We start from the raw sequence: 21,356 nt of genomic DNA, 5'->3' as shown, positions 1-21,356 counted from the left end.
GCCGACGCTACAACCGCACGACCTCGGTGACGCGCACGACGGCGACGCCCTCCTCCGCGGATGCCTCGAGGTCGACCTCGGCGCGGATGCGCCAGTCGTGGTCGCCCGCCGGGTCGTCGATCGTCTGCTCGACGCGCCACATTCCGTTCGCGGCATCCGACTCGTCGATCGCGACCATGCGCGGCGACCGCGCCGCCGGACCGGTGCCCATGTCGTCGTGCTCGGCGTAGTAGCGGTCGAGCGCGTCGGGCCAGTGCGCCTCGGGGTCGAGCTCGGCGAGCTCCTCGTCGCGCTCGAGGGCCGCGAGCTGCACCCGGCGGAACAGCTCGTTGCGCACGAGCACCGTGAACGCGCGCCGGTTCGTGACGACCGAGGGCGGCGCGGGCGGCACCACGGCACGCTCGTCTTCAGGCAGGTGGGCTGTGGGGTCGATGAGCTCGGCCCACTCGTCGACGAGGCTCGAGTCGACCTGGCGCACGAGCTCGCCGAGCCACTCGATGACGTCGTAGAGCTCTTCGTCCTTCGCATCGTCGGGTACCGTCTGCCGCACCGCGCGGAACGCATCGGACAGGTAGCGCAGCACCAGCCCCTCGCTGCGGGCGAGCTGGTAGTGCGAGACGTATTCTCCGAACGACATGCTGCGTTCGAACATGTCGCGCACGACCGACTTCGGCGAGAGCTCGAAGTCGCGCACCCACGGCTGGCTCGACGCGAACGTCTCGAAGGCCTGGTGCAGCAGTTCGTCGAGCGGCTTCGGCCAGGTGACCTCCTCGAGCGCCTCCATGCGCTGCTCGTACTCGACACCGTCCTGCTTCATCGCGGCGACCGCCTCGCCGCGCGCCCTGAACTGCTGCTGCGAGAGGATCGGTCGCGGGTCGTCGAGGGTCGACTCGATGACCGAGACGACGTCGAGCGCGTAGTGGCCGGTCGCGATGCCCGTGCCGGGTGCAGCTCGAGGGTCGAGCAGCTCGATCGCGGCGAGTGCGAAGGGCGAGAGCGGCTGGTTGAGCGCGAAGTTCGGCTGCAGCTCGACCGTGAGGTGCAGCTCGACGCCGAGCGGGTGGGTCGCCGTGTCGACGGCCGGGGCGATCACGACCACGTCGGCGTCGCGCAAGGTGCGCAGGATCTCGAGGGCGCGCCGGGCGAGCTCGAAGCGGCGCGCACGCGACTCGTGGTTGTCGAAGACGAGCGCACGGATGTCGCCGACGACGTCACCGCCGCGCGCGATGACGTTGATGAGCATCGCCGCGGTGAGCTGCAGGTGCGGCGTGAGCGCCTCGGGCACCGCGGCGATGAGCCGCTCGAACGACACCTCGCTCCACGTCACGAACCCGGCGGGCGCCTTCTTGCGCACGACCTTCTTGAGCTTCTTCGGGTCGTCGCCGGCCTTGCGCACGGCCGTCTCGTTCTCGATCTCGTGCTCGGGCGCGAGCACGACGACCGTGCCCGCCGTGTCGTAACCGGCGCGGCCCGCGCGCCCCGCGATCTGGTGGAACTCGCGGGCGCTCAACTGGCGCATGCGCTGCCCGTCGAACTTGGAGAGCTGCGTGATGAGCACCGAGCGGATCGGCACGTTGATGCCGACGCCGAGCGTGTCGGTGCCGCAGATCACGCGCAGCAGGCCGCGCTGGGCAAGGGTCTCGACGAGGCGGCGGTAGCGCGGCAGCATCCCCGCGTGGTGCACGCCGATGCCGGCGCGCACGAGCCGCGACAGCGTCTTGCCGAACGCGGTCGTGAAGCGGAAGCCGCCGATCGCCTCGGCGATCTCGTCGCGCTGCTCGCGGGTCACGACCCGGATCGACGACAGCGCCTGCGCGCGCTCCATGGCGGCGGCCTGCGAGAAGTGCACGATGTAGACGGGCGCCTGCCGCGTGCCGAGGAGGTCTTCGACGGTCTCCTGCACGGGGGTCTTCGCATACGAGAAGTGCAGCGGCACGGGCCGCTCCACGCCCGTGACCTGGGCGGTCGGTCGCCCGGTGCGCCGCGAGAGGTCGTCGGCGATCGCCTCGACGTCGCCGAGCGTGGCCGACATGAGGATGAACTGCACGCGCGGCAGCGTGATGAGCGGAACCTGCCACGCCCAGCCGCGGTCGGGGTCGCCGTAGAAGTGGAACTCGTCCATCACGACCTGGTCGACGTCGGCGTCGGCGCCGTGGCGCAGGGCGAGGTTCGCGAGGATCTCGGCGGTGCAGCAGATGATCGGCGCGTCGGCGTTGACCGAACTGTCGCCCGTGACCATGCCGACGTTCCGGGCCCCGAAGATCTCGACGAGCTGGAAGAACTTCTCGCTCACGAGCGCCTTGATCGGCGCCGTGTAGTACGAGCGCCCGCCGCGTGCGACGCACGTCGCGTGCGCGGCGACGGCGACGAGCGACTTGCCCGTGCCGGTCGGCGTCGAGAGGATGACGTTCGCCCCCGACACGATCTCGATGACCGCCTCGTCCTGCGCGGGATAGAGCGCGAAGCCCCGGTCGTCGGCCCACTCGACGAACGCGTCGTACATCTCGTCGGCGTCGTACGGGCTCGGCGCGCGGTCGAGGAGCGGCTGGGTCACGTGTCGAGTCTGTCATGCGCCGCCACCACGACCGCTTCGCGCCGACCTGCTCATGTCGTGACATCCGAGGAATCTGCGATGAATCTTCGTCGACCGTTGACGGATTCGACTCACGGCCCTAACGTGAGCCGATAGAGATCCGATGTTTCGCCGATTCCGGCGCACGACACCCGACGAACGAGGGAGTTCCCCGTGTCAGCACAGATCGACCCGTCATCCAACGCCGCCAAGCCGGCGCACCGCCTCCTCCAGACGATCGCCGGCGTCGGCCTCGCCGCCCTCGCGCTGTCGACGTTCACCGCCCTCCCGGCGCACGCCGCCGAGGCCGTGACGGTCTACGTCGCCCCCGACGGCGACGACGCCGCGGCCGGCGACTCGGCCGAGGCATCCGTCAAGTCGCTCGCGCGGGCGCAGGAGCTCGTGCGCGACGCCCTCCCCGGCGGCGCACCCGTCACGGTGCTGCTCGCCGAGGGCGACTACTACCTCGACGAGACGCTCGCGCTCACGAACGCCGACTCCGGCAGTGCGGCCGCCCCCGTGCGCTGGGTCGGAGCCGGCGACGGCGCCACGCTCAACGGCGGGCGCAAGCTCACGGGCGCGTGGGCGCCGACCGCGGCCGACCCGGGCATCATGGTGACCGACGTGCCGGCCGGCATCGACTTCGACGAGCTCTTCGTCGACGACGCCCGCCAGGTCATGGCGCGCTACCCGAACTGGGACGACAGCGCCAAGCGGCTCGAGGGCACGACCACCATGGCGACACTGAACTCCCGGTCGGCGAACTGGTCGAAGCCGGCGACCGGCTACGTGCGGGCGATGCACTGCCACGACTGGGGCAGCGTCTCGTTCACGATCGAGGGGCGCGGCGCCGACGCGCTGCAGCTCGAGTTCGTCGGCGACAACAACCGCCCGCAGGACTGCGGCTCGGGACTGCCGATGAACAGCGGCGCCGTCATGGTCGAGAACATCCGCGAGGAGCTCGACGCGGCGAACGAGTGGTTCCTCGACCGCGACGCGAACAAGCTGTACCTCAAGCCCGCCGCGGGCGTCGACCTCAGTGCCGCGACGATCGAGGTCGGCGAGCTCGACGAGCTCGTGACGCTCACGGGCACGTCGCCGAGCGACCCGATCCACGACATCGCGTTCGAGAACCTCGCCTTCGAGCGCACCCACCGCACGCTCTTCAACAACACCTTCGAGGGTCTCGCGCGTGGCGACTGGTCGGTCGTGCGCAAGGGCGCCGCGACCGTGAAGAACAGCCGCGACGTCGCGATCACGGGCTCCTCGTTCACCGGCCTCGGCGGCAACGGCATCTTCCTCGACGGCTACAACAGCGGCACGAAGATCACCGCAAGCCGCTTCGAGGACAACGGCGCGACCGACGTGCACGTCGTCGGATCCCCCGCCGCCGTGCGCGACTACGCGGGCAACTACTTCACGACCCCGCGCATCACCGACCTCGGCGCAGGACCGAAGACCGAGGACTACCCGCGCGACGTGCTCATCGAGGGCAACGTCATGCGCAACAACGGGCGCTACGAGAAGCAGACCTCGTCGGTCAACATCTCCATGGCCCTCGACGTCACCGTGCGCGGCAACTCGCTCTCGGACAGCCCGCGCGCCTGCCTCAACTTCTCCGACACCACGTGGGGCGGACACCTCGTCCAGGACAACGACATCTTCGACTGCGTGCGCGAGACGGGCGACAACGGCTCGATCAACGCGTGGGGCCGCACCCGGTTCTGGAAGACCGGCGCGGCGAACAACGCGTTCGCGAGCCTGGCCGACGGCGTCGAGTTCATGGGCAACACCGGCGGCGCACTCACCGCCGAGCAGGCGCGCGAGATGATGAAGCTCGACACGATCGAGCCGATCACGATCGACCACAACCGCTTCTGGCACGACGGCGACTGGGCCATCGACCTCGACGACGGCTCCTCGAACTTCGTCATGACCGACAACGTGCTGCTGAAGGGCGGCGTGAAGCTGCGCGACGGGTTCGACCGCACGCTCCGCAACAACCTCATCCTCGACGGGTCGACCTACGAGCAGGTCAGCTACATGCCCGGCGGCGACGAGATCGACCACAACATCACGCTCGGCCGGCTCCCGTACGACAACGTGCTCAACGACCCGGTCCGCGCCCGGTACGCGATCGGCGCGAACCTGTTCTGGAACGCCGGCGCCGCGATCGACATCCGGCCGGGCGGGGGCGGCACCGAGAAGCTCTCGGTCGACGGAAAGACGCTCAACACCGCGACGAGCTGGTACGCGGCAGGCCTCGACCGCGACTCGGCCGTCGGCGATCCGGCGTTCTCGAACGCCGACCCCGTGGGCGACTACGACTTCACGGTCGGGGATGCCTCGCCGGCACTCGCACTCGGCTACGAGAACATCCCGATGACGGGCTTCGGGGCCCCCGGCGGCGCGTTGCCGCCGCAGGCCGTGCTGCCGACGGGGACCACCGGCCCCGACCCGATCGAGCTCGCCCGGCGCAAGTACGTCGAGCCGCTCTGGGGCGGCAGCATCGCGAACATCACCACGACCGCCGAGCAGTCGTCGTACGCGATCAGCGACTTCAAGGGCGTGAAGGTCGTCGCCGTCCCCGCCGGCAGCGTCGCGGCCGACGCGGGACTGCGCACCGACGACCTCGTGCGCAGCATCAACGGCACCGCCGTCACCGAGCAGCGCAACTCGTTCTGGCAGGCCTACAACGCGCTGCCCGCCGGCGAGCCGATCACGCTCGGTGTGCGCCGCGCCTCGACCGACGTCACCGTCTCGCTCACGAAGCCGACCGAACCCGAGCTGCTCAACAACACGTCGGGCGTCGTCTATCGCACGGCCGCATCGCCCACCCGCGAGACCTGGCTCTGGCGCGACGCGGCGCGCGGTGGCGGCGGGGCCTGGCTCGACGACATCGACGCGACGCAGAACCTCGGGGACTCGTGGGAACTCACCTTCCACGGCACCGGCATCGACATCGTGTCGCAGATCAACAGCGACCTCGGCGATGTCGACATCAGCATCGACGGCCAGTTCGTGAAGACGCAGTCGTTCTCGAGCCCGACCCGGCTGCACCAGCAGACGGTGCTCTCGCTCGACGACCTCGCACCGGGCGTGCACACGATCACGGGCACGATGAAGACGGGCAGCTACATGATCGTCGACGCGTTCCGCACCCACCCGGTCGTGCGCGACGCCACGGCGCCGACGGTCGCCCTCGCCACCTCGCCCGAGGCTCCGGCGAGCGGCTGGTTCACGGGCGCCGTCGAGGTCGTGGCGACCGCGACGGACGATCTCGACGAGTCACCCGCGATCGAGGTCTCGACGGCGTCGGGCTGGCAGCCCTACGTCGCGCCGATCGCGATCACCGCCGAGGGCGCGACCACGGTCACGGTACGGGCGACGGATGCCTCGGGCAATGTCTCCGACGAGGCCGCCATCACCGTCCGCCGCGACACGGTCGCTCCGGTCACCACGGCCCGGGTCGACACGAAGAAGCGCATCGTGACGCTGACGGCCGTCGACGCCACCGCCGGCGTCGACCGGATCGAGGTGCGCGTCGGCGACGGCGGCTTCCAGCCGTACACGGGTCCGATCCAGGTCGGCAAGGCGACGACGGCGATCGAGTACCGCGCGGTCGACGCGGCGGGCAACACCGAAGCGGCGCGCACGCTCGAACTCGAGCGGAAGGCGGGTCCGAAGGGCTGACCGCCGGAGAAGGTGAAGCCGGCCGGCGCCCCGTTTCGGGTCCGAGGTACCGGCCGGCGCGATCGCCTCGACCCGCGGTGACAGTTCCCCCTGCAATGCCGCGGCGACGATCTGGTGTCCAACGTACGCGGCATCCGCCCGCCGAGGATCAGGGTTGTCCCTGAACCTCGGCGGGCGGTGTGCTCTGGCGGGCTACGCCCTCGCGAGCGCCGACCGTGCCGCGGCGGTGGCCATGTCGACGATCGCCGCGCGCCGGCGCTCGACCCGCTCGGGGCGGCCGCGGGTTTCACCGCCGCCTCCGGGCACGAGCAGCTCGTCGAGCTGCGCGAGCACCGGCCAGCCGTTCACCAGCGTGACGATGGTGAGCAGCAGCTCGCCGGCCGTCTCGCGATCGACGCCGGGAAGCATCGCGCCGAAGCGCGCCGCCTTCTCCTCGTGGTAGCGGCGGCGGTCCTCGCCAGCCACGGGCGCCGCGCCGAGCTCGAGCCCCTCCCAGGCGACGAGCCTCGGGATCACGCCGTCGGCGATGTGGTGGTCGAAGAGTCGCCCCGCGTAGTCGCCGACGGCCTCGGGCCCCTCGCCCGCCATCGGCACGTCGTCCATCGTGGCGCGGAGCCGCGTCGCGAGCACGGTCTCGAAGAGCTCGTCCTTCTTGCCGAAGTACTGGTAGATGCGCTCCTTGTTGACCCCGGCCGAGGCGGCGATGCGGTCGATGCGCGCCCCCGCGAGCCCGTACGTGCTGAACTCGGCGGTCGCCGCGTCGAGCAGCAGTCGCTTCGTGCGCTCGGTGTCCCAGGCCATGCGACCCATCCTAGCAATTTCCAACCAGATGGTTGTGATTCTTCGAACCCCGTGCTTCAATTACAACCATTCAGTTGGAATTGAGGAGATCATCCATGGACGTCACCACCGCCACCCCATCCGTCGTCGCCGCCGCAGCGCCGACCGCGCCGGTCGCCCCGACCGCCCCCGCCGCGCCCTCCGTCCACGTCAGGGCGGTCATCACCTGGCTCGCGATCTTCCCGCTCGTCTCCGTCGGCATGGTCGCGCTGGCCCCGATCACCGACGGGTGGCACCCAGTGCTGCGCGCACTCGTGCTCACGCTCGTGGTGGTGCCGGCCGCCGTCTACGTCGTCGTGCCGCAGCTCATGCGCGGCTACGGGGCACTCCGCCGACGCGCCGCCCGTCGTCGACTCACGGCCTGAGCGTCGGCCGCCAGACGCCGCCGGGGTCGCCGCCCGTGACCAGCTCGACGAGCGCCTCGACGACGCGCAACGGCACGAGCGCGGCGAGCTGCACGAGGATGAACGGCCCCACGAGCGCGAGCGAGAACGTGAGCGTCGCCACGAGCCCGGCGAGCCGGCCGTGTACGAACACGGCGAGCGCGACGACGGGCCACGCGACGAGCCACCACGGGTTCCAGAACGCGGCGACGGATGCCGCGACGAGCGCGAGCGCACCGGCCGCCGACTGCACGACGAGGGTCCAGCCGCGCACACCCCCGAACTGCCGCTCGCGATCGGCGGCGACCCACGCCTGCATGAGCCGGGCGCGGATGCGCGGCACGCCCTGTTCGCGGAGCGCCGTGTGGAACACCCGGTCGTCTTCGCGGCGCTGCACGAGCGCGGCCCGCGGGTCGCCGAGCGCCGCTGCCTCGCGCGACCTGGCGTCGTGCAGCACGGCGGGCGCCGACTGCCGCCCGTAGCTCGCGATCATGCCCCACAGGGGCGTCGGCACCGAGGCGAGGTCGGTCGAGAAGCCGTCGAGCGGTTCGGCGCCGTCCTCGCCCTGTCGACGGGATGCCTCGTCGCGGGCCGGCACCCGGTATCGGCGCCCGGTGACGGGGTCGAGGTACGCGAACGCGGCCGTCAGCTCGAACGTCGGGTGGTCGGCGGGGCGCTGGGCGAGCCCGAGCTCGGCGAGCGGGGCACCGTCGTCGGCGAGGAACGGCATGGGCGACCTCCTTGGCTCCCACCCATCATGGCGCTCCCGTCAGTCAGGTCAGCGAGTGCACGAGGGCGAGCCCCAGCAGCACGGGCAGGCAGCCGAGTGTCGTGATGAAGACCGTGTCGCGCGCGAGGATCTCGGCGGTGTCGTACCGCTGCGCGTAGTTGAAGACGTTCTGCGCGGTCGGCAGCGCGGCGAGCACCGTCACGGCGTAGAGCGCGGTGTCGTCGAGGCCGAAGGCGAACCTGCCGAGCAGCCAGGCGACGACGGGCATCGCGATGAGCTTCAGGCTCGCCGCGAGCACGACGTCGCGCCGCCCCGTTCCCGCGGCGAGCAGGCGCTGCCCGTGCAACGACATGCCGAAGGAGATGAGCATGAGGGGCACGGCCGCGTGCCCGATGAGCTCGATCGGCTCGAGCACGACGGGCGGCAGGTCGATGCCCGCCACCGCCACTCCGACCCCGAGCAGCGACCCGACGATGATCGGGTTCGTGAACGTCGACCGGATGATCTTCCAGGCCGAGGTGTCGCCCTGCACCCGCGCGCCGAGGATCGCGAGCGCGACCGGCGCGAAGAGCAGCAGCTGCAGCAGCACGATCGGCGCCGAGTACGCCGCGTCGCCGAGCATGTAGACGGCGATGGGGATGCCGAAGTTGTTGCCGTTCACGTAGCCCGAGGCGAGCGAGCCGATCACGGTGCGTTCGAGGCTGCGCCGCCAGACGAGCATCGACACGAGTCCGAAGACGAGCATCATCGTGACGGCGGCGAGCGCGGAGACGGGCAGCAGCGCCGAGAACAGCGCCCCGACGTCGGCGGTCGCGAGCACCGAGAAGAGCAGGAACGGCGCGAGCACGCTGAAGTTCAGGCGGGCGAGGATGGGCCGGGCCTCCGGCCCCACGACGCCGGTGCGGGCGGCGAGCCAGCCGACGAACACGGCGAGCGCGATCACCGCGAATCCCGTGAACACCGATCCCATCGGCTCGAGCCTAACCGTGTCCGGGTTTCGAGACGGTCGCTGCGCTCCCTCCTCAACCCGCTGAAAGCGCCCGGCTAGGCTCGGGGATGCGGGTGCGATCGAACGGGGTGGACGATGACCGGAGCTGACGAACGACTGCCGCTCGAGCTCGTCGATCGGTGGTGGCGCGCCGCGAACTACCTGAGCGTCGGCCAGATCTACCTCATGCGCAACCCGCTGCTCGACGAGCCGCTCACGCGCGACGACGTGAAGCCGCGCCTGCTCGGCCACTGGGGCACCTCCCCCGGGCTCAACCTCGTGTACGCGCACCTCAACCGCGCGATCGTCGAGCGCGGCACCCCGACGCTCTACGTCTGCGGACCCGGTCACGGCGGCCCGGCGATGGTCGCGAACGCGTGGCTCGACGGCACGTACTCCGAGCTGTTCCCCGAGGTGACGGCCGACCGTGCGGGCATGGCGCGGCTCTTCCGGCAGTTCTCGTTCCCGGGCGGCATCCCCTCGCATGCAGCGCCCGAGACGCCGGGCTCGATCAACGAGGGCGGCGAGCTCGGGTACGCGCTCATGCACGCCTACGGCGCGGCGCTCGACAACCCGGGGCTCGTCGTCGCGTGCGTCATCGGCGACGGCGAGGCCGAGACCGGACCGCTCGCCGCGAGCTGGCGCGGCCACGCCTTCCTCGATCCGGCGACCGACGGCGCCGTGCTGCCGATCCTGCACCTCAACGGCTACAAGATCGCGAACCCCACCCTGCTCGCGCGCATCCCCGAGTCGGAGCTCGTCGACTTCTTCAGGGGCAACGGCTACGAGCCGCTGCTCGTGACCGGCGGGTTCGACGGCGAAGACCCCATGTCGGTGCACGCGCGGATGGCCGATGCGATCGACGTCGCCTACGACCGCATCGCCTCGATCCGGGCGGATGCCGCAGCGGGGGCCTTCGCGGCACGGGCGGCGCGGTGGCCGGCGATCGTGCTGCGCACGCCCAAGGGCTGGACGGGCCCGGGCGTCGTCGACGGGGTGCAGGTCGAGGGCACGTTCCACGCGCATCAGGTGCCCCTCGCGGAGGTGCGCGAGAACCCCGAGCACCTCGCGATGCTCGAGGACTGGCTGCGGTCGTACCGCACCGGGGAGCTGTTCGACGACGCCGGTCGCCCGGCCCGCGAGCTCGACGTGCTGCGCCCGGCGGGCGAGTTGCGCATGAGCGCGAGCCCGCACGCGAACGGCGGCATCGTGCGCCCGTTCGAGCTGCCGCCGACCCGGCCCCACGCGGTCGACGTGCCGGCCGACGGGCGCGGCGTCACCGGTGAGGCGACCCGCGTGTTCGGGGCGTGGCTCGCCGACGTCGTGCGCGACAACCCCGACTCGTTCCGCCTGTTCGGGCCCGACGAGGTGCTGTCGAACCGGCTCGGCGCGGTCTTCGAGGTCACCGACCGGGTCTGGGCCGAGGCGCTGCATCCCCTCGACGAGCACCTCGCCCGGCGCGGCCGGGTGATCGAGGCCCTCAGCGAGCACCTCATGCAGGGCCTGCTCGAGGGATACCTGCTCACCGGCCGCCACGGGCTCATCACGAGCTACGAGGCGTTCATCCACATCGTCGACTCGATGTTCAACCAGCACGCGAAGTGGCTCGAGTCGGCGCGCGAGGTACCGTGGCGCGAGGACGTGGCGAGTCTCACCTACCTGCTCTCGTCGCACGTGTGGCGACAGGACCACAACGGCTTCTCGCACCAGGACCCGGGATTCCTCAATGTCGTCGTCAACAAGCAGGCCGAGATCGTGCGGGTGTCGCTGCCGCCCGATGCGAACACCCTGCTCGCGACCATGCGGCACGCCTTCGGCACGCGCAACCGGGTCAACGTCGTCGTCGCCGGCAAGCAGCCGCAGCAGCAATGGCTCTCGCCCGACGAGGCCGACGCGCACGTCGAGGCCGGGCTCGGGGTCTGGCCCTGGGCGGGCAACGAACCGGAGTTCGACGAACGCGACCCCGCGGCATCCGAACCCGAGGTCGTGCTCGCCTGCGCGGGCGACGTGCCGACCGTCGAGGCGATCGCGGCGGCGCAACTGCTGCGCGAGCGGCTGCCCGACCTGCGCGTGCGGCTCGTGAACGTCGTCGACCTCATGCGATTGCAGGATCTCTCGCGCCACCCCCACGGTCTGACCGATGCGCAGTTCGACGCGATCTTCACGACGTCGGCGCCCGTGATCTTCGCGTTCCACGGGTACCCGTCGCTCATCCACCAGCTCGCGTACCGGCGCACGAACCACGCGAACCTGCACGTGCGCGGCTTCGCCGAGCGGGGCACCACGACCACGCCGTTCGACATGCTGCACCTCAACGACCTCGACCGGTACCGGCTCGCGCTCGACGTCGTGCGCCGGGTGCCGGGGCTCGCGGCGCGGCCCGGCGTCGCCGAGATCGCCGCCGAATGGGAGGCGGCGCGCGGCGCGGCGCGGGCGTACGCGTACGAGCACGGCGAGGACCCCGAGTGGATCACCGGGTGGCGGTTCGAGGCGCGGCGCCCCTGACGGGAATCGGACGTTCGATGTCCGGATCCCGCGCACGAGTAAGGGATCTTGACTGATAGCCTCGGCGCGTGCCCACCGTCTCACGCGCCCGCTGGTCGCTCATGGCCCAGTTCGCCCTGTTCGGCCTCATCCAGGTCTCGTGGATGAGCCGCATGCCGTCGATCCGCACGGCGCTCGACATCAGCGCGCTGCAGCTCGGCTCGCTGCTCATCATCGGCGGCATCGGCTCGCTCATCGGCGCGCTCACGATCGGCGCGAACGTCGCCCGGTTCGGCAGCCGCAACGTGCTCATCGCGGGCACCGTGGGCAACGTGCTGGGCTTCGGGCTGGATGCCGCGGGGCTGATGGGCTGGGGACTCGGATTCTTCATCGCCGGCATGTTCGTGAACGGCCTCTGCGGCGCGTTCATCAACGTGCCGATCAACATCAACGCCGCCGCCGTCGAGCAGCAGCTCGGCCGGGCGGTGCTGCCGCAGTTCCACGCGGCGTTCTCGATCGGCGCGGCGGGCGGCGCGCTCATCGCCGGGGCGTTCTCGTTCGCCGGGGTGCACGTCGCGACGCAGGTCGTCGTCGTGACCGCGATCGTCACGGTGCTGCGGGCGCTGCTCGTGCCCGCGTCGACCGCCTACACGCGGCAGCAGCCCGTCTCGACGGCGACCGGGTCGGTCGACGCCGCAGCGACGGGTGCACGCAACCGGCAGGCGGTGCGGTCGGCGCTCGGCGCGTGGCTCGAGCCGCGCACGCTGCTGCTCGGGGTGGTGCTGCTCGCCGCCTCGCTCGCCGAGGGGGCGGCGACCACCTGGCTCACGCTCGCCGTCGTCGACGGGTTCGCCTCGACCGAGGCGATCGGCGCCATCGCGTACGGCACGTTCGTCGGGGCGATGACGGTGTTCCGGTTCGTCGGCACGGGCCTCATCGACCGGTTCGGGCGGGTCGCGGTGCTGCGCGCCTCGGGCGTCTCGTCGCTCATCGGGCTCGCGCTGTTCGTCTTCGGGCCGAACCTCGCCATCGCCTGGATCGGCATCGTGCTCTGGGGCTGCGGCACCGCGCTCGGCAACCCGATCGCGATCTCGGCGGCCTCCGACGACCCGTCTCGCGCGGGGCAGCGCGTCTCGGTCGTGACGTCGTTCTCGACCATCTCGTCGCTCGCGGCGCCGCCGCTGCTGGGCCTCCTCGCCGACGAGGTCGGCGCCCGGTACGCGCTGCTCGCGGTCGGGGCGGTCATGATCCTCAGTCTCTCGGTCGCCGGGCAGGTGCGGCGGCGGCCGGCGGACGACGCGGACGGCGGCGTGGCCACCGCGGTGGCCACGGGCACCGGGTCGACGACCGCGGTCGACGCCTGACCCGGAACCCGACCCTCACACCGCCGCACTCCGCAACCACGATTTCGGAGATCACCAGCTTTTCGGAGGCGGTCACGGCGTGTCGGTCCGAGATCGTGATGATCTCCGAAAGCGTGGCGGCCCGCGTCGGTGGGTCCCGGCAGGATGAGGCTCATGGCCACGAAGTTCGACCCCAAGCGCGAGATCGCGACCTACACCGCCCCGCGCGGGCGGTTCGAGCTCGTCGAGGTGCCGACCCTGCGCTACGCGATGGTCGACGGCCACGGCGACCCGAACACCGCGCCCGAGTACGCGGCCGCGGTCGAGGCGCTCTACGCCGTCTCGTACGCGGCGAAGTTCGCGCTGAAGCGCGGGCTCGGGCGCGATCACGTCGTCGGCCCGCTCGAGGGCCTGTGGACGGCCGACGATCCGACGACCTTCGTCACCCGTGAGAAGTCGGCGTGGTCGTGGACCATGATGATCTGGCAACCCGACTGGCTCGACGCCGACGTGTTCGGCGCCGCCCGCGAGCAGGCCGCCGCGAAGACGACCGCCGCCGGTCGCGTGCGGCTCGGGGCCCTCGACGAGGGGCTCAGCGTGCAGACCCTGCACCTCGGCTCGTACGACGACGAGGGGCCGACGCTCGCGCGCCTGCACGACGAGTTCATGCCCGAGCACGGGCTGCGCTTCGGCGGCCCGCACCACGAGATCTATCTCGGCGACCCTCGGCGCACGGCGCCCGAGAAACTGCGCACGATCCTGCGGCAGCCGGTCGTGCGCGCCGACTGAGCGACGCGCGCGACCGGCTGCCGCAGGGTCTCAGGCCTCCTGCTCGGCGCCGAAGCGCTGGCGCGCCTCGACGGGGATGAGCGGGCGCTCGGCGCGGGCCGTGATCTGCTGCACCGCCCACGAGTTGCCGTCGGGGTCGGCGAAGCCGAAGAAGGTGCCGCCGTCGCGCTCGTCGAAGACGACGATGTCGCTGCACTCGACACCCCGCCCGACGAGCTCGGCCCGGGCCGCGGCCGCGTCGGCGACGACGAGCTGCAGCCCCTTGAGCGAGCCCGGCGCCATCTCGCGCTGGCTCGGGAGGTTGCCGACGACGATCGAGCACCCCGAGCCGCGCGGCGTCAGCTGCGCGACCTCCATGTGCTCGGTGACGGTGTGGTGGTCGAGTTCGAAACCGACGTGGTCGCGGTAGAACTCGATCGCGCGGTCGATGTCGGCGACCGGCACGATGACGACCTCGAGGGTCCAGTCCATGATCTGCTCCGTTTCGTGGTGTTCTGCGGTGCGGGTTCGCCGGGGGTGTCGCGTCAGGCCGCGACGAGGCCGTCGAGACGGGCGTAGCCCTCGGTCACGCCGCGCTCCATGCCGCTCGCGACCATGCCGTCACGGCTCTCGACGGTCGGGTAGACCGAGTGGATGCGCAGCTTCGTGCGCCCCCCGCCGAGGTCTTCGAAGGTCATCGACTCGATCGCGACGACGTCGGGGTACCCCTCGAACTCGAAGGTCTGGATCGCGAGCTCGTTCTCGCGCACCGAGTGGAAGGTGCCGTTGAACGCCCAGTCGGCGCCGTCGGTGTCGGTGTGCACGTAGCGGTAGCCGCCCTGCGAGACGAAGTCCCACCGCTCGATGCTCATCTCGTAGCCGTTCGGCCCGAGCCACTGCTTGACGAGCTCGGGGTCGCGGTGCGCGTTGAACACCGCCGCGACGGGGGCGTCGAACTCGCGCTCGATCTCGATGAAGGGCAGGCCTTCGGGGGCGGTGATGGTGACGGGGTTCGTCATGATCGTTCTTCTTCCGTTCGGCGGCCGGTTGCGTCGGCCGCGGGGTCGGATGCCTCGGACGAGGCCTCCGCGGTGGTGCTTTCGGCGAGCAGCGCGTCCAGTGAGCGGAACCGCTGCTCGTGGATCAGCCGGTAGCGGTCGATCCACGCGGTGAGGGCTTCGAGGGCCGCCGGGTCGAGGTGCACGGGGCGACGCTGGGCGTCGCGGGTGCGCGTGACGAGACCCGCGTGCTCGAGCACCTGGATGTGCTTCGAGACGGCCTGCTTGGTGATCTCGAACGGGTCGGCGAGCTCGTTCACGGTCGCCGGCCCACGGCTCAACCGTGCGATGATGCGCCGGCGCACGGGGTCGGCGAGGGCCATGAACGCGCGATCGAGGCGGTCATCCGAGCTCGGGTCCACGATCATCACCCCTCCTCAACCTGTTCTTTGATCAACCTTTTGGTTGATTAAAGGATACGACTGGGGGATGCCGCGGTCAAGCACTTTCTCGCACGTTGTTCGTCGAGCGCGCAGGCGACGGACGGGATGGCGGAAACCGGGTCTTGCGGCCCGCCGCCCGAGCGAGAATCATCGGCCCTGACCGCACACCTCGACGAAGGGACGCACCATGGCTCGGCTCAACCCGTACCTCAACTTCCAGGACAACGCCCGCGCAGCCCTCGAGTTCTACCACTCGGTGTTCGGCGGCGAGCTCACGATGAGCACGTTCGCCGAGTTCGGACAGGCCGACGACCCGGCCGACGCCGACAAGATCATGCACGGGCAGCTCGAGGGCGAGGGCGGCATCGTGCTCATGGCCGCCGACACGCCGAGCCACATGCCGCCGGCCGCCACGACGAGCAACATCTCGGTCTCGCTCTCGGGCGGCCCCGACGACGACGCGACGCTCCGCGGCTATTGGGAGAAGCTGCTCGGTTCGGGCTCCGAGATCGTGCCGCTCGAAGTCGCCCCGTGGGGCGACGCGTTCGGCATGTGCGTCGACGGCTACGGCGTGACCTGGCTCGTCAACATCGGGGGCGAGGCGCAGGGCTGAGCGCCGCATCCACCACGAACAGCGCGCCCGGGCACTCGCTCGGGCGCGCTGCCGCGTTCGGGCGCACCTCGATTTCGGCGATCACCACCGAATCGGATGCGACACGGTCGGATCGCCCGATCCCGTGGCGATCTCCGAAGGCGGGGCGGGAAGCGCACGAGCGCGAGTTCAGCCCGCGACGGGCGCCGCGACGTGCAGTGCGTCGACCACGGGGGCGAGCTCGGGCTGCTCGGCCGCTTGCGCGAGCACACGCTCGAGCGTCTCGTCGTGGATCGGGCGGGCCCGCTCGTACAGCGCCCGCCCGGCGGACGTGAGCTCGGTGTAGATGCCGCGCCGGTCGTCGGCGCAGAGGATGCGGGTGAGCAGCGCCCGGTCTTCGAGGCGGTTGACGAGCCGGGTGGTCGCACTCGGGCTGAGCGCGGTCGCGCGCGCGAGCTGCTGCATGCGCATGTGCCAGCCGTCCTGGCGGTTCAGCGCGTCGAGCACGGTGTACTCGACGACCGACAGGTTGGCCGATGCCCCGAGCGCGCGCTCGAGCTCGGACTCGATGAGCCCGTGCAGTGCGGCGAGCGTGCGCCAGCCCTGCGCGCGCACTTCGACGGCGTCGTCGGCGATGCCCATGCCCGCTCCTCTCCAAAAGTAGTTGCTTGCGCTTTGTATTTGCGTGTGCAAGTATTTAAGTCGCTCGCGCAATAGACCGCGTTTGCAACTAATCTTCCTCCACTGTATCAGGAGTACGCGCATGCCTCTCGGACTCATCGCCCTCGCCATCGGGGGTTTCGGCATCGGACTCACCGAGTTCGTCATCATGGGCCTGTTGCCCGAGGTCGCGTCCGACTTCGGCGTGAGCGAGGCCGCGGCCGGCTGGCTCATCTCGGGCTATGCCCTCGCCGTCGTCGTCGGCGCCCTCGGCCTGACGGCCGCCACCACCCGCCTCCCCCGCAAGCCCGTGCTCATGGGCCTGCTCGTGCTCTTCATCGCCGGCAACGCGATCTCGGCGATGGCGCCGACCTACGAGCTCATGATGACCGGGCGCATCATCGCGGCCCTCTGCCACGGGGCGTTCTTCGGCATCGGCTCGGTCGTCGCCGCGAGCCTCGTCGCCCCCGAGAAGGCTGCGGGTGCGATCGCCGTCATGTTCACGGGCCTCACCGCCGCGAACGTGCTCGGCGTGCCGTTCGGCACGTTCATCGGCCAGCAGTACGGCTGGCGTGCGACGTTCTGGGCGATCTCGGTGATCGGCGTCGTCGCACTCGTCGGCATCGCGATGCTCGTGCCGGCGCTGCGGGCGCCGTCGACCGCCCCGAGCCTGCGCCGCGAGCTCGGCGCGTTCCGCTCGGGCCAGGTCTGGCTCTCGCTCACCGTCACCGTGCTCGGCTTCGGCGGCATGTTCGGCGCCTTCACGTACATCGCCTACACGCTCACCGAGGTGAGCGGCTTCGCCTCGGGAGCCGTGCCGTGGCTGCTCGTGCTCTTCGGCGCGGGACTCGTCGTCGGCAACTGGGCGGGCGGGCGCCTCGCCGACCGCTCGATCGACGGCACCCTGCTCGCCTTCATCGGCGCCCTCGTCGTCGTGCTCGCGCTCTTCGCGTGGCTCGCGTTCAGCCCCGTGGCGACGGTCGTGCTGCTCGTGCTCATGGGAGCCTTCGGCTTCGGCACCGTGCCCGGCCTGCAGAGCCGCATCATGCGCTACGCCGCCAAGGCCCCGACGCTCGCGTCGGGCGCGAACATCGCGGCGTTCAATCTCGGCAACGCGCTCGGCGCCTGGGCCGGCGGCCTCACGATCGCGGCCGGCCTCGGCTACACCTCGCCCATCTGGGTGGGTGCGGCCATCACGCTCGCGGCCCTCGTCGTGATGGCGGCCGCCGCCGCGACCGCACGTCGCGCTCGCGTCGCCTCGAGCACGAAGGCGGATGCCTCGGCACCGACCCTCCCCACCACCTCGCCGACCCCGGCGGTGGCCGGCTGATCCCCGCACCCGCCATCGACCCCCGACCGAACCACCTCGACACCGAAAGCGAATCCATGAACCCCACCGTCCCCACCGTCACCCTCAACAACGGCGTCGAGATGCCGCAGCTCGGCTTCGGCGTCTACCAGGTGCCCGACGCCGAGACCACCGCCGCCGTCGCCACCGCCCTCGAGGCGGGGTACCGCAGCATCGACACGGCGGCGATCTACGGCAACGAGGCGGGCGTCGGGCGCGCCATCGCCGAGTCGGGTCTCGCCCGCGACGAGCTGTTCATCACGTCGAAGGTCTGGAACTCCGACCAGGGCTTCGACCAGACGCTGCGCGCGTTCGACGCGAGCCTCGGCAAGCTCGGGCTCGAGCAGCTCGACCTGTACCTCATCCACTGGCCCACTCCCGAGCGCGACCGCTACGTCGACACCTGGCGAGCGCTGGAGCGCCTCTCCGCCGAGGGCCGTGTGCGGGCGATCGGCGTGTCGAACTTCGAGCCCGCGCACCTCGAGCGCCTCATCGCCGAGACCGACGTCGTGCCCGCGGTGAACCAGATCGAGCTGCATCCCGCGCTGCAGAACCGCACCACCGTCGCGACGAACACCCGCCACGGCATCGTCACCGAGGCGTGGAGCCCGCTCGCGCAGGGCGCCGTGCTCGGCGATGACGCGATCGTCGCGAGCGCGGCCCGCCACGGCGTGAGCGCCGCGCAGGTCGTGCTGCGCTGGCACCTGCAGCAGGGCCGCGTCGTGATCCCCAAGTCGGTGACGCCCTCGCGCATCGCCGAGAACCTCGACGTGTTCGGCTTCGAACTGGCCGCCGACGAGCTCGCCGCGATCGACGCCCTCGAGCGCGACGGCCGCACCGGCCCGCACCCCGTGGAGTTCAACGCCGCCTGAACGGCTCCGAACGACGGATGCCGCGGCGCAGGCCCCACGAGGGGCCGGCGCCGCGGCATCCGGTCGTCAGGCGGCTTCGCCGCCCGGGAGGCTCAGTCGAAGAGCTCGGAGAGCCAGCTCTCCTTCTTCTTCTTGCGGGAGTAGCCCTGATCGCCGTAACCGCGGTTGTCGTAGCCGCGGTCGTCGTACGGCTGCTGGTACTGCGGCCGGCCGTAGGCGGGCTGCTGGGGCTGGGCGGGCGCGGCCGGCGCCTGCTGCGCGGCCTGGGCACCGCTGAACTCACGTCCGGCGCGCTCGATGATCTTGTCGAGCTCGCCGCGGTCGAGCCAGACGCCTCGGCACGTCGGGCAGTAGTCGATCTCGATGCCGCTGCGCTCGCTCATGACGAGCACGGTTCCGTCGGTGGGGCACTGCATGGGGGCTCCTTCTCCTGGCGGGATGTTCGGTGACTCGAATCTAGGATGCGAAGCTTCGAGACCGCTCAGGGTCGGGCCGCGTCGGCCGCGAGCCGGAGGTCGGCGACGAACGCGGCGAGTGCGGCCTCGCGCTCGTCGGACTCCTCGATGCGCAGGAGCGACGAGGGATGCACCGTCACGACGGTCGGCGCCGGCAGGCCGGCGGCGTGCGTCGCCGGCGGGAGCACGCGGCCGCGGGACTCGCCCACACGAGCGGGGTACCCGAGCACCGCCCGTGCCGCCGTCGCACCGAGCGCCACCACGACGGCGGGATCGACCGCCTCGAACTCGGCGACGAGCCAGGGCCGGCACGCGACGATGTGCCCGACCGCGGGCTTCTCGTGGATGCGCCGCCTGCCGCGCCGCTCGAACCTGAAGTGCTTGACGGCGTTCGTGAGGTACACGCGCCTGGCTTCGATGCCCGCAGCCTCGAGCGCCCCCGCGAGCACACGACCGGCCGGCCCGACGAACGGTTCGCCCTCGCGGTCCTCCCGGTCGCCGGGCTGTTCGCCGACGAGCATGAGCCGGGCGGCCGGCCCGCCGCGCGAGAACACGACCTGGGTGGCCTCACGCCAGAGTTCGCAGCCCCGGCAGTCGGGCGCGGCGGCGCGCAGGGCATCGAGGTCGCCGTCCTCGGGAACCCACCCTTCGGCGCCCGGCCGTTCGGGCCGCTCGGTCATGACCGCAGGATAGGCGCCGGCGCGGCGGGCCGTGAGGGGGTTGCGGCCCGCCGGAGACGACGAACGCCGCCGCGGCGGAGGCCGCGGCGGCGCGTTTCGTGCGAGCGCGAACTACCCGATGACGGTGATGTTCTCCGCCTGCAGGCCCTTGGGGCCGCGGGCGATCTCGAACTCGACCTTCTGGTTCTCCTCGAGCGAGCGGTAGCCGCCCGACGCGATCGCGCTGAAGTGCGCGAAGACATCGGCCGAGCCGTCGTCGGGGGCGATGAAGCCGAAGCCCTTGTCGGCGTTGAACCACTTGACGGTTCCGGTTGCCATATTCATTTCCTTCTGTAGAGCCGAGCCGCCGAAGCGGCTGCGACGTGCACGACCCGAGGATCGTGCGGGGTTCCGACGACGACGTCCGCCGCCGGAAGCGTGTGGAGTTCAGACCCGACGGAAGCGATTGACCATCGGGCAGTCGAACGGGTCGCGCGCCGAGAGGCCGACGCGATTGAGGTAGTCGATGACGATGCCGTACGAGCGCACGAGCGTCGTCTCCGTGTACGGGACGCCGAGGGTGCGGCAGTGCTCGCGCACGATCTCGCGCGCCTTCGCGAGGTGCGGGCGCGGCATGTTCGGGAACAGGTGGTGCTCGACCTGGTAGTTGAGTCCGCCGAGCAGTGCGCTCGCCCACAGCCCGCCCGAGATGTTCCGCGACGTGAGCACCTGCTTCGAGAGGAAGTCGAGCTTCGCGTCGGCGGGGATGAGGGGCATGCCCTTGTGGTTGGGGGCGAACGACGCACCCATGTAGATGCCGAACACGGCGAGCTGCACGCCGATGAAGGCGAACGCCATGCCGAGCGGCAGCACCCAGAAGATCGCGCCGAAGTACACGGCGAATCGCGCCGCGATGAGGGAGAGCTCGATCCACCGCCCCTTCACCGGGCCGCGGTCGAACAGGGTGCGGATCGAGCGGACGTGGAGGTTCACGCCCTCGAGCGTGAGCAGCGGGAAGAACAGGTAGCCCTGTTTGCGCGTGATGATCGCGAGGAGCCCTCGCTGCCGTCGGGCGTCCGCCTCGGTGAACGAGATCGTGTCGAACTCGATGTCGGGATCGCGCCCGAGCTTGTTCGGGTTCGCGTGGTGCCGCGTGTGCTTCGTCATCCACCACGAGTAGCTGATGCCGACCACGCCCGCCGCGAGGATGCGCCCGACGCGGTCGTTGGCGGGGCCCGACTCGAGCACCTGGCGATGGGATGCCTCGTGCGCGAGGAACGCGAACTGCGTGAAGATCAGGCCGAGCGCGCCCGCCATGAGCAGCTGGAACCACGAGTCGCCGAGCAGGATGAATCCGGTGATCGCGCCGCCGAGTGCGAGCACGAGTGCCGCGACGAGTGCGAGGTAGAACCACCGCGTGCGGTTCAGGAGGCCGGACTCGCGAACGACCCGGGAGAGAGCGGTGTAGCTGCGCGTGATGTCCGCGGAGCCGGTGCGGGGCTTCGTCGCCCGGATCGCACCGAGTGAT

At 71.1% G+C, this 21,356-nt stretch carries 20 protein-coding genes; 8 read left to right on the top strand and 12 right to left on the bottom strand.

The genetic code is table 11. The features are described 5' to 3' along the window. Window positions 1-7: 7 nt before the first annotated feature. Complete coding sequence (locus AC3RJ6_RS09465) at window positions 8-2,554, bottom strand: DEAD/DEAH box helicase (protein ID WP_491426803.1); 2,547 nt, start codon at window positions 2,552-2,554, stop codon at window positions 8-10. A 192-nt stretch (window positions 2,555-2,746) separates the two neighbouring features. Between AC3RJ6_RS09465 and AC3RJ6_RS09460 the strand changes: the two genes are divergently transcribed. After that, entirely contained in the window at window positions 2,747-6,265 is a 3,519-nt protein-coding gene (locus tag AC3RJ6_RS09460; RefSeq protein WP_491426801.1) for an OmpL47-type beta-barrel domain-containing protein, read from the top strand. 192 nt (window positions 6,266-6,457) lie between these two features. Here the strand turns inward: AC3RJ6_RS09460 and AC3RJ6_RS09455 are convergent, their stop codons facing one another. Beyond that, window positions 6,458-7,066, bottom strand: a complete 609-nt coding sequence (locus AC3RJ6_RS09455) for a TetR/AcrR family transcriptional regulator (RefSeq protein WP_491426800.1) — start codon at window positions 7,064-7,066, stop codon at window positions 6,458-6,460. 95 nt (window positions 7,067-7,161) lie between these two features. Between AC3RJ6_RS09455 and AC3RJ6_RS09450 the strand changes: the two genes are divergently transcribed. Then, a complete protein-coding gene (locus tag AC3RJ6_RS09450) occupies window positions 7,162-7,470 on the top strand; it encodes a hypothetical protein (protein WP_491426799.1) in 309 nt (102 codons plus the stop codon). Here the strand turns inward: AC3RJ6_RS09450 and AC3RJ6_RS09445 are convergent. Further along, window positions 7,460-8,218: a DUF1353 domain-containing protein gene (locus AC3RJ6_RS09445; RefSeq protein ID WP_491426798.1), complete on the bottom strand. Its 759-nt coding sequence runs from the start codon at window positions 8,216-8,218 to the stop codon at window positions 7,460-7,462. The genes AC3RJ6_RS09450 and AC3RJ6_RS09445 overlap by 11 nt on opposite strands. Before the next feature lie 43 nt (window positions 8,219-8,261). Then, complete coding sequence (locus tag AC3RJ6_RS09440) at window positions 8,262-9,188, bottom strand: AEC family transporter (protein ID WP_491426797.1); 927 nt, start codon at window positions 9,186-9,188, stop codon at window positions 8,262-8,264. Between the two features lie 114 nt (window positions 9,189-9,302). Here AC3RJ6_RS09440 and AC3RJ6_RS09435 point away from each other — a divergent pair, with 114 nt between their 5' ends. From AC3RJ6_RS09435 to AC3RJ6_RS09425, 3 genes are all read left to right on the top strand, one after another. After that, window positions 9,303-11,711 carry a phosphoketolase family protein gene (locus tag AC3RJ6_RS09435; RefSeq protein WP_491426796.1) on the top strand — a complete coding sequence of 803 codons (2,409 nt, stop codon included), beginning with the start codon at window positions 9,303-9,305 and terminating at the stop codon, window positions 11,709-11,711. A 68-nt stretch (window positions 11,712-11,779) separates the two neighbouring features. Further along, window positions 11,780-13,054 (top strand): MFS transporter, encoded by a 1,275-nt coding sequence (locus AC3RJ6_RS09430; RefSeq protein WP_491426795.1) that lies wholly within the window; start codon window positions 11,780-11,782, stop codon window positions 13,052-13,054. 153 nt (window positions 13,055-13,207) lie between these two features. After that, window positions 13,208-13,822 (top strand): GyrI-like domain-containing protein, encoded by a 615-nt coding sequence (locus AC3RJ6_RS09425; RefSeq protein WP_491426793.1) that lies wholly within the window; start codon window positions 13,208-13,210, stop codon window positions 13,820-13,822. Between the two features lie 30 nt (window positions 13,823-13,852). Here the strand turns inward: AC3RJ6_RS09425 and AC3RJ6_RS09420 are convergent, their stop codons facing one another. Genes AC3RJ6_RS09420 through AC3RJ6_RS09410 form a run of 3 tightly spaced genes read right to left on the bottom strand, consistent with a single transcriptional unit; the run spans window position 13,853 to window position 15,227 of the window. After that, window positions 13,853-14,293, bottom strand: coding sequence for a VOC family protein (locus AC3RJ6_RS09420; RefSeq protein ID WP_491426792.1), 441 nt, complete (start codon window positions 14,291-14,293; stop codon window positions 13,853-13,855). Window positions 14,294-14,346: 53 nt separating this feature from the next. Further along, window positions 14,347-14,820 carry an SRPBCC family protein gene (locus AC3RJ6_RS09415; RefSeq protein WP_491426791.1) on the bottom strand — a complete coding sequence of 158 codons (474 nt, stop codon included), beginning with the start codon at window positions 14,818-14,820 and terminating at the stop codon, window positions 14,347-14,349. Beyond that, the gene (locus AC3RJ6_RS09410; protein WP_491426789.1) at window positions 14,817-15,227 is read right to left on the bottom strand and encodes an ArsR/SmtB family transcription factor; all 411 of its coding nucleotides are present in this window, start codon (window positions 15,225-15,227) and stop codon (window positions 14,817-14,819) included. Before AC3RJ6_RS09410 ends, AC3RJ6_RS09415 begins: the two co-directional genes overlap by 4 nt. Window positions 15,228-15,429: 202 nt before the next feature. Between AC3RJ6_RS09410 and AC3RJ6_RS09405 the strand changes: the two genes are divergently transcribed. Next, entirely contained in the window at window positions 15,430-15,855 is a 426-nt protein-coding gene (locus tag AC3RJ6_RS09405; RefSeq protein WP_491426788.1) for a VOC family protein, read from the top strand. A 168-nt stretch (window positions 15,856-16,023) separates the two neighbouring features. On the opposite strand, the gene AC3RJ6_RS09400 is transcribed toward AC3RJ6_RS09405, so the two are convergent. Beyond that, entirely contained in the window at window positions 16,024-16,476 is a 453-nt protein-coding gene (locus AC3RJ6_RS09400; RefSeq protein WP_491426787.1) for a MarR family winged helix-turn-helix transcriptional regulator, read from the bottom strand. A 121-nt stretch (window positions 16,477-16,597) separates the two neighbouring features. Between AC3RJ6_RS09400 and AC3RJ6_RS09395 the strand changes: the two genes are divergently transcribed. Further along, the gene (locus AC3RJ6_RS09395; protein ID WP_491426785.1) at window positions 16,598-17,824 is read left to right on the top strand and encodes an MFS transporter; all 1,227 of its coding nucleotides are present in this window, start codon (window positions 16,598-16,600) and stop codon (window positions 17,822-17,824) included. 56 nt (window positions 17,825-17,880) lie between these two features. Then, window positions 17,881-18,714, top strand: a complete 834-nt coding sequence (locus AC3RJ6_RS09390) for an aldo/keto reductase (RefSeq protein WP_491426784.1) — start codon at window positions 17,881-17,883, stop codon at window positions 18,712-18,714. Window positions 18,715-18,806: 92 nt separating this feature from the next. Here the strand turns inward: AC3RJ6_RS09390 and AC3RJ6_RS09385 are convergent, their stop codons facing one another. The 4 genes from AC3RJ6_RS09385 to AC3RJ6_RS09370 all read right to left on the bottom strand — a co-directional run bounded on the left by AC3RJ6_RS09385 (window position 18,807) and on the right by AC3RJ6_RS09370 (window position 21,343). After that, window positions 18,807-19,130 carry a TFIIB-type zinc ribbon-containing protein gene (locus tag AC3RJ6_RS09385; RefSeq protein ID WP_491426782.1) on the bottom strand — a complete coding sequence of 108 codons (324 nt, stop codon included), beginning with the start codon at window positions 19,128-19,130 and terminating at the stop codon, window positions 18,807-18,809. Window positions 19,131-19,195: 65 nt separating this feature from the next. Next, window positions 19,196-19,849: a UdgX family uracil-DNA binding protein gene (locus AC3RJ6_RS09380; RefSeq protein ID WP_491426781.1), complete on the bottom strand. Its 654-nt coding sequence runs from the start codon at window positions 19,847-19,849 to the stop codon at window positions 19,196-19,198. 111 nt (window positions 19,850-19,960) lie between these two features. Beyond that, window positions 19,961-20,167, bottom strand: coding sequence for a cold-shock protein (locus tag AC3RJ6_RS09375; protein ID WP_491426780.1), 207 nt, complete (start codon window positions 20,165-20,167; stop codon window positions 19,961-19,963). Window positions 20,168-20,275: 108 nt separating this feature from the next. Then, on the bottom strand, window positions 20,276-21,343 hold the full coding sequence (locus AC3RJ6_RS09370; RefSeq protein WP_491427160.1) for a fatty acid desaturase family protein: 1,068 nt from the start codon (window positions 21,341-21,343) through the stop codon (window positions 20,276-20,278). Window positions 21,344-21,356: the final 13 nt, after the last annotated feature.

This window comes from Agromyces cucurbitae (genome assembly GCF_058349945.1).
This window is presented reverse-complemented; position numbering and strand designations above follow the sequence as displayed.

Bases quoted from the DNA above. Each gene is read 5' to 3' on its own strand.
- AC3RJ6_RS09455 (WP_491426800.1), bottom strand. From the start codon at position 7,066: ATGGCCTGGGACACCGAGCGCACGAAGCGACTGCTGCTCGACGCGGCG.
- AC3RJ6_RS09450 (WP_491426799.1), top strand. From the start codon at position 7,162: ATGGACGTCACCACCGCCACCCCATCCGTCGTCGCCGCCGCAGCGCCG.
- AC3RJ6_RS09445 (WP_491426798.1), bottom strand. From the start codon at position 8,218: ATGCCGTTCCTCGCCGACGACGGTGCCCCGCTCGCCGAGCTCGGGCTC.
- AC3RJ6_RS09440 (WP_491426797.1), bottom strand. From the start codon at position 9,188: ATGGGATCGGTGTTCACGGGATTCGCGGTGATCGCGCTCGCCGTGTTC.
- AC3RJ6_RS09435 (WP_491426796.1), top strand. From the start codon at position 9,303: ATGACCGGAGCTGACGAACGACTGCCGCTCGAGCTCGTCGATCGGTGG.
- AC3RJ6_RS09425 (WP_491426793.1), top strand. From the start codon at position 13,208: ATGGCCACGAAGTTCGACCCCAAGCGCGAGATCGCGACCTACACCGCC.
- AC3RJ6_RS09420 (WP_491426792.1), bottom strand. From the start codon at position 14,293: ATGGACTGGACCCTCGAGGTCGTCATCGTGCCGGTCGCCGACATCGAC.
- AC3RJ6_RS09415 (WP_491426791.1), bottom strand. From the start codon at position 14,820: ATGACGAACCCCGTCACCATCACCGCCCCCGAAGGCCTGCCCTTCATC.
- AC3RJ6_RS09410 (WP_491426789.1), bottom strand. From the start codon at position 15,227: ATGATCGTGGACCCGAGCTCGGATGACCGCCTCGATCGCGCGTTCATG.
- AC3RJ6_RS09405 (WP_491426788.1), top strand. From the start codon at position 15,430: ATGGCTCGGCTCAACCCGTACCTCAACTTCCAGGACAACGCCCGCGCA.
- AC3RJ6_RS09400 (WP_491426787.1), bottom strand. From the start codon at position 16,476: ATGGGCATCGCCGACGACGCCGTCGAAGTGCGCGCGCAGGGCTGGCGC.
- AC3RJ6_RS09395 (WP_491426785.1), top strand. From the start codon at position 16,598: ATGCCTCTCGGACTCATCGCCCTCGCCATCGGGGGTTTCGGCATCGGA.
- AC3RJ6_RS09390 (WP_491426784.1), top strand. From the start codon at position 17,881: ATGAACCCCACCGTCCCCACCGTCACCCTCAACAACGGCGTCGAGATG.
- AC3RJ6_RS09385 (WP_491426782.1), bottom strand. From the start codon at position 19,130: ATGCAGTGCCCCACCGACGGAACCGTGCTCGTCATGAGCGAGCGCAGC.
- AC3RJ6_RS09380 (WP_491426781.1), bottom strand. From the start codon at position 19,849: ATGACCGAGCGGCCCGAACGGCCGGGCGCCGAAGGGTGGGTTCCCGAG.
- AC3RJ6_RS09375 (WP_491426780.1), bottom strand. From the start codon at position 20,167: ATGGCAACCGGAACCGTCAAGTGGTTCAACGCCGACAAGGGCTTCGGC.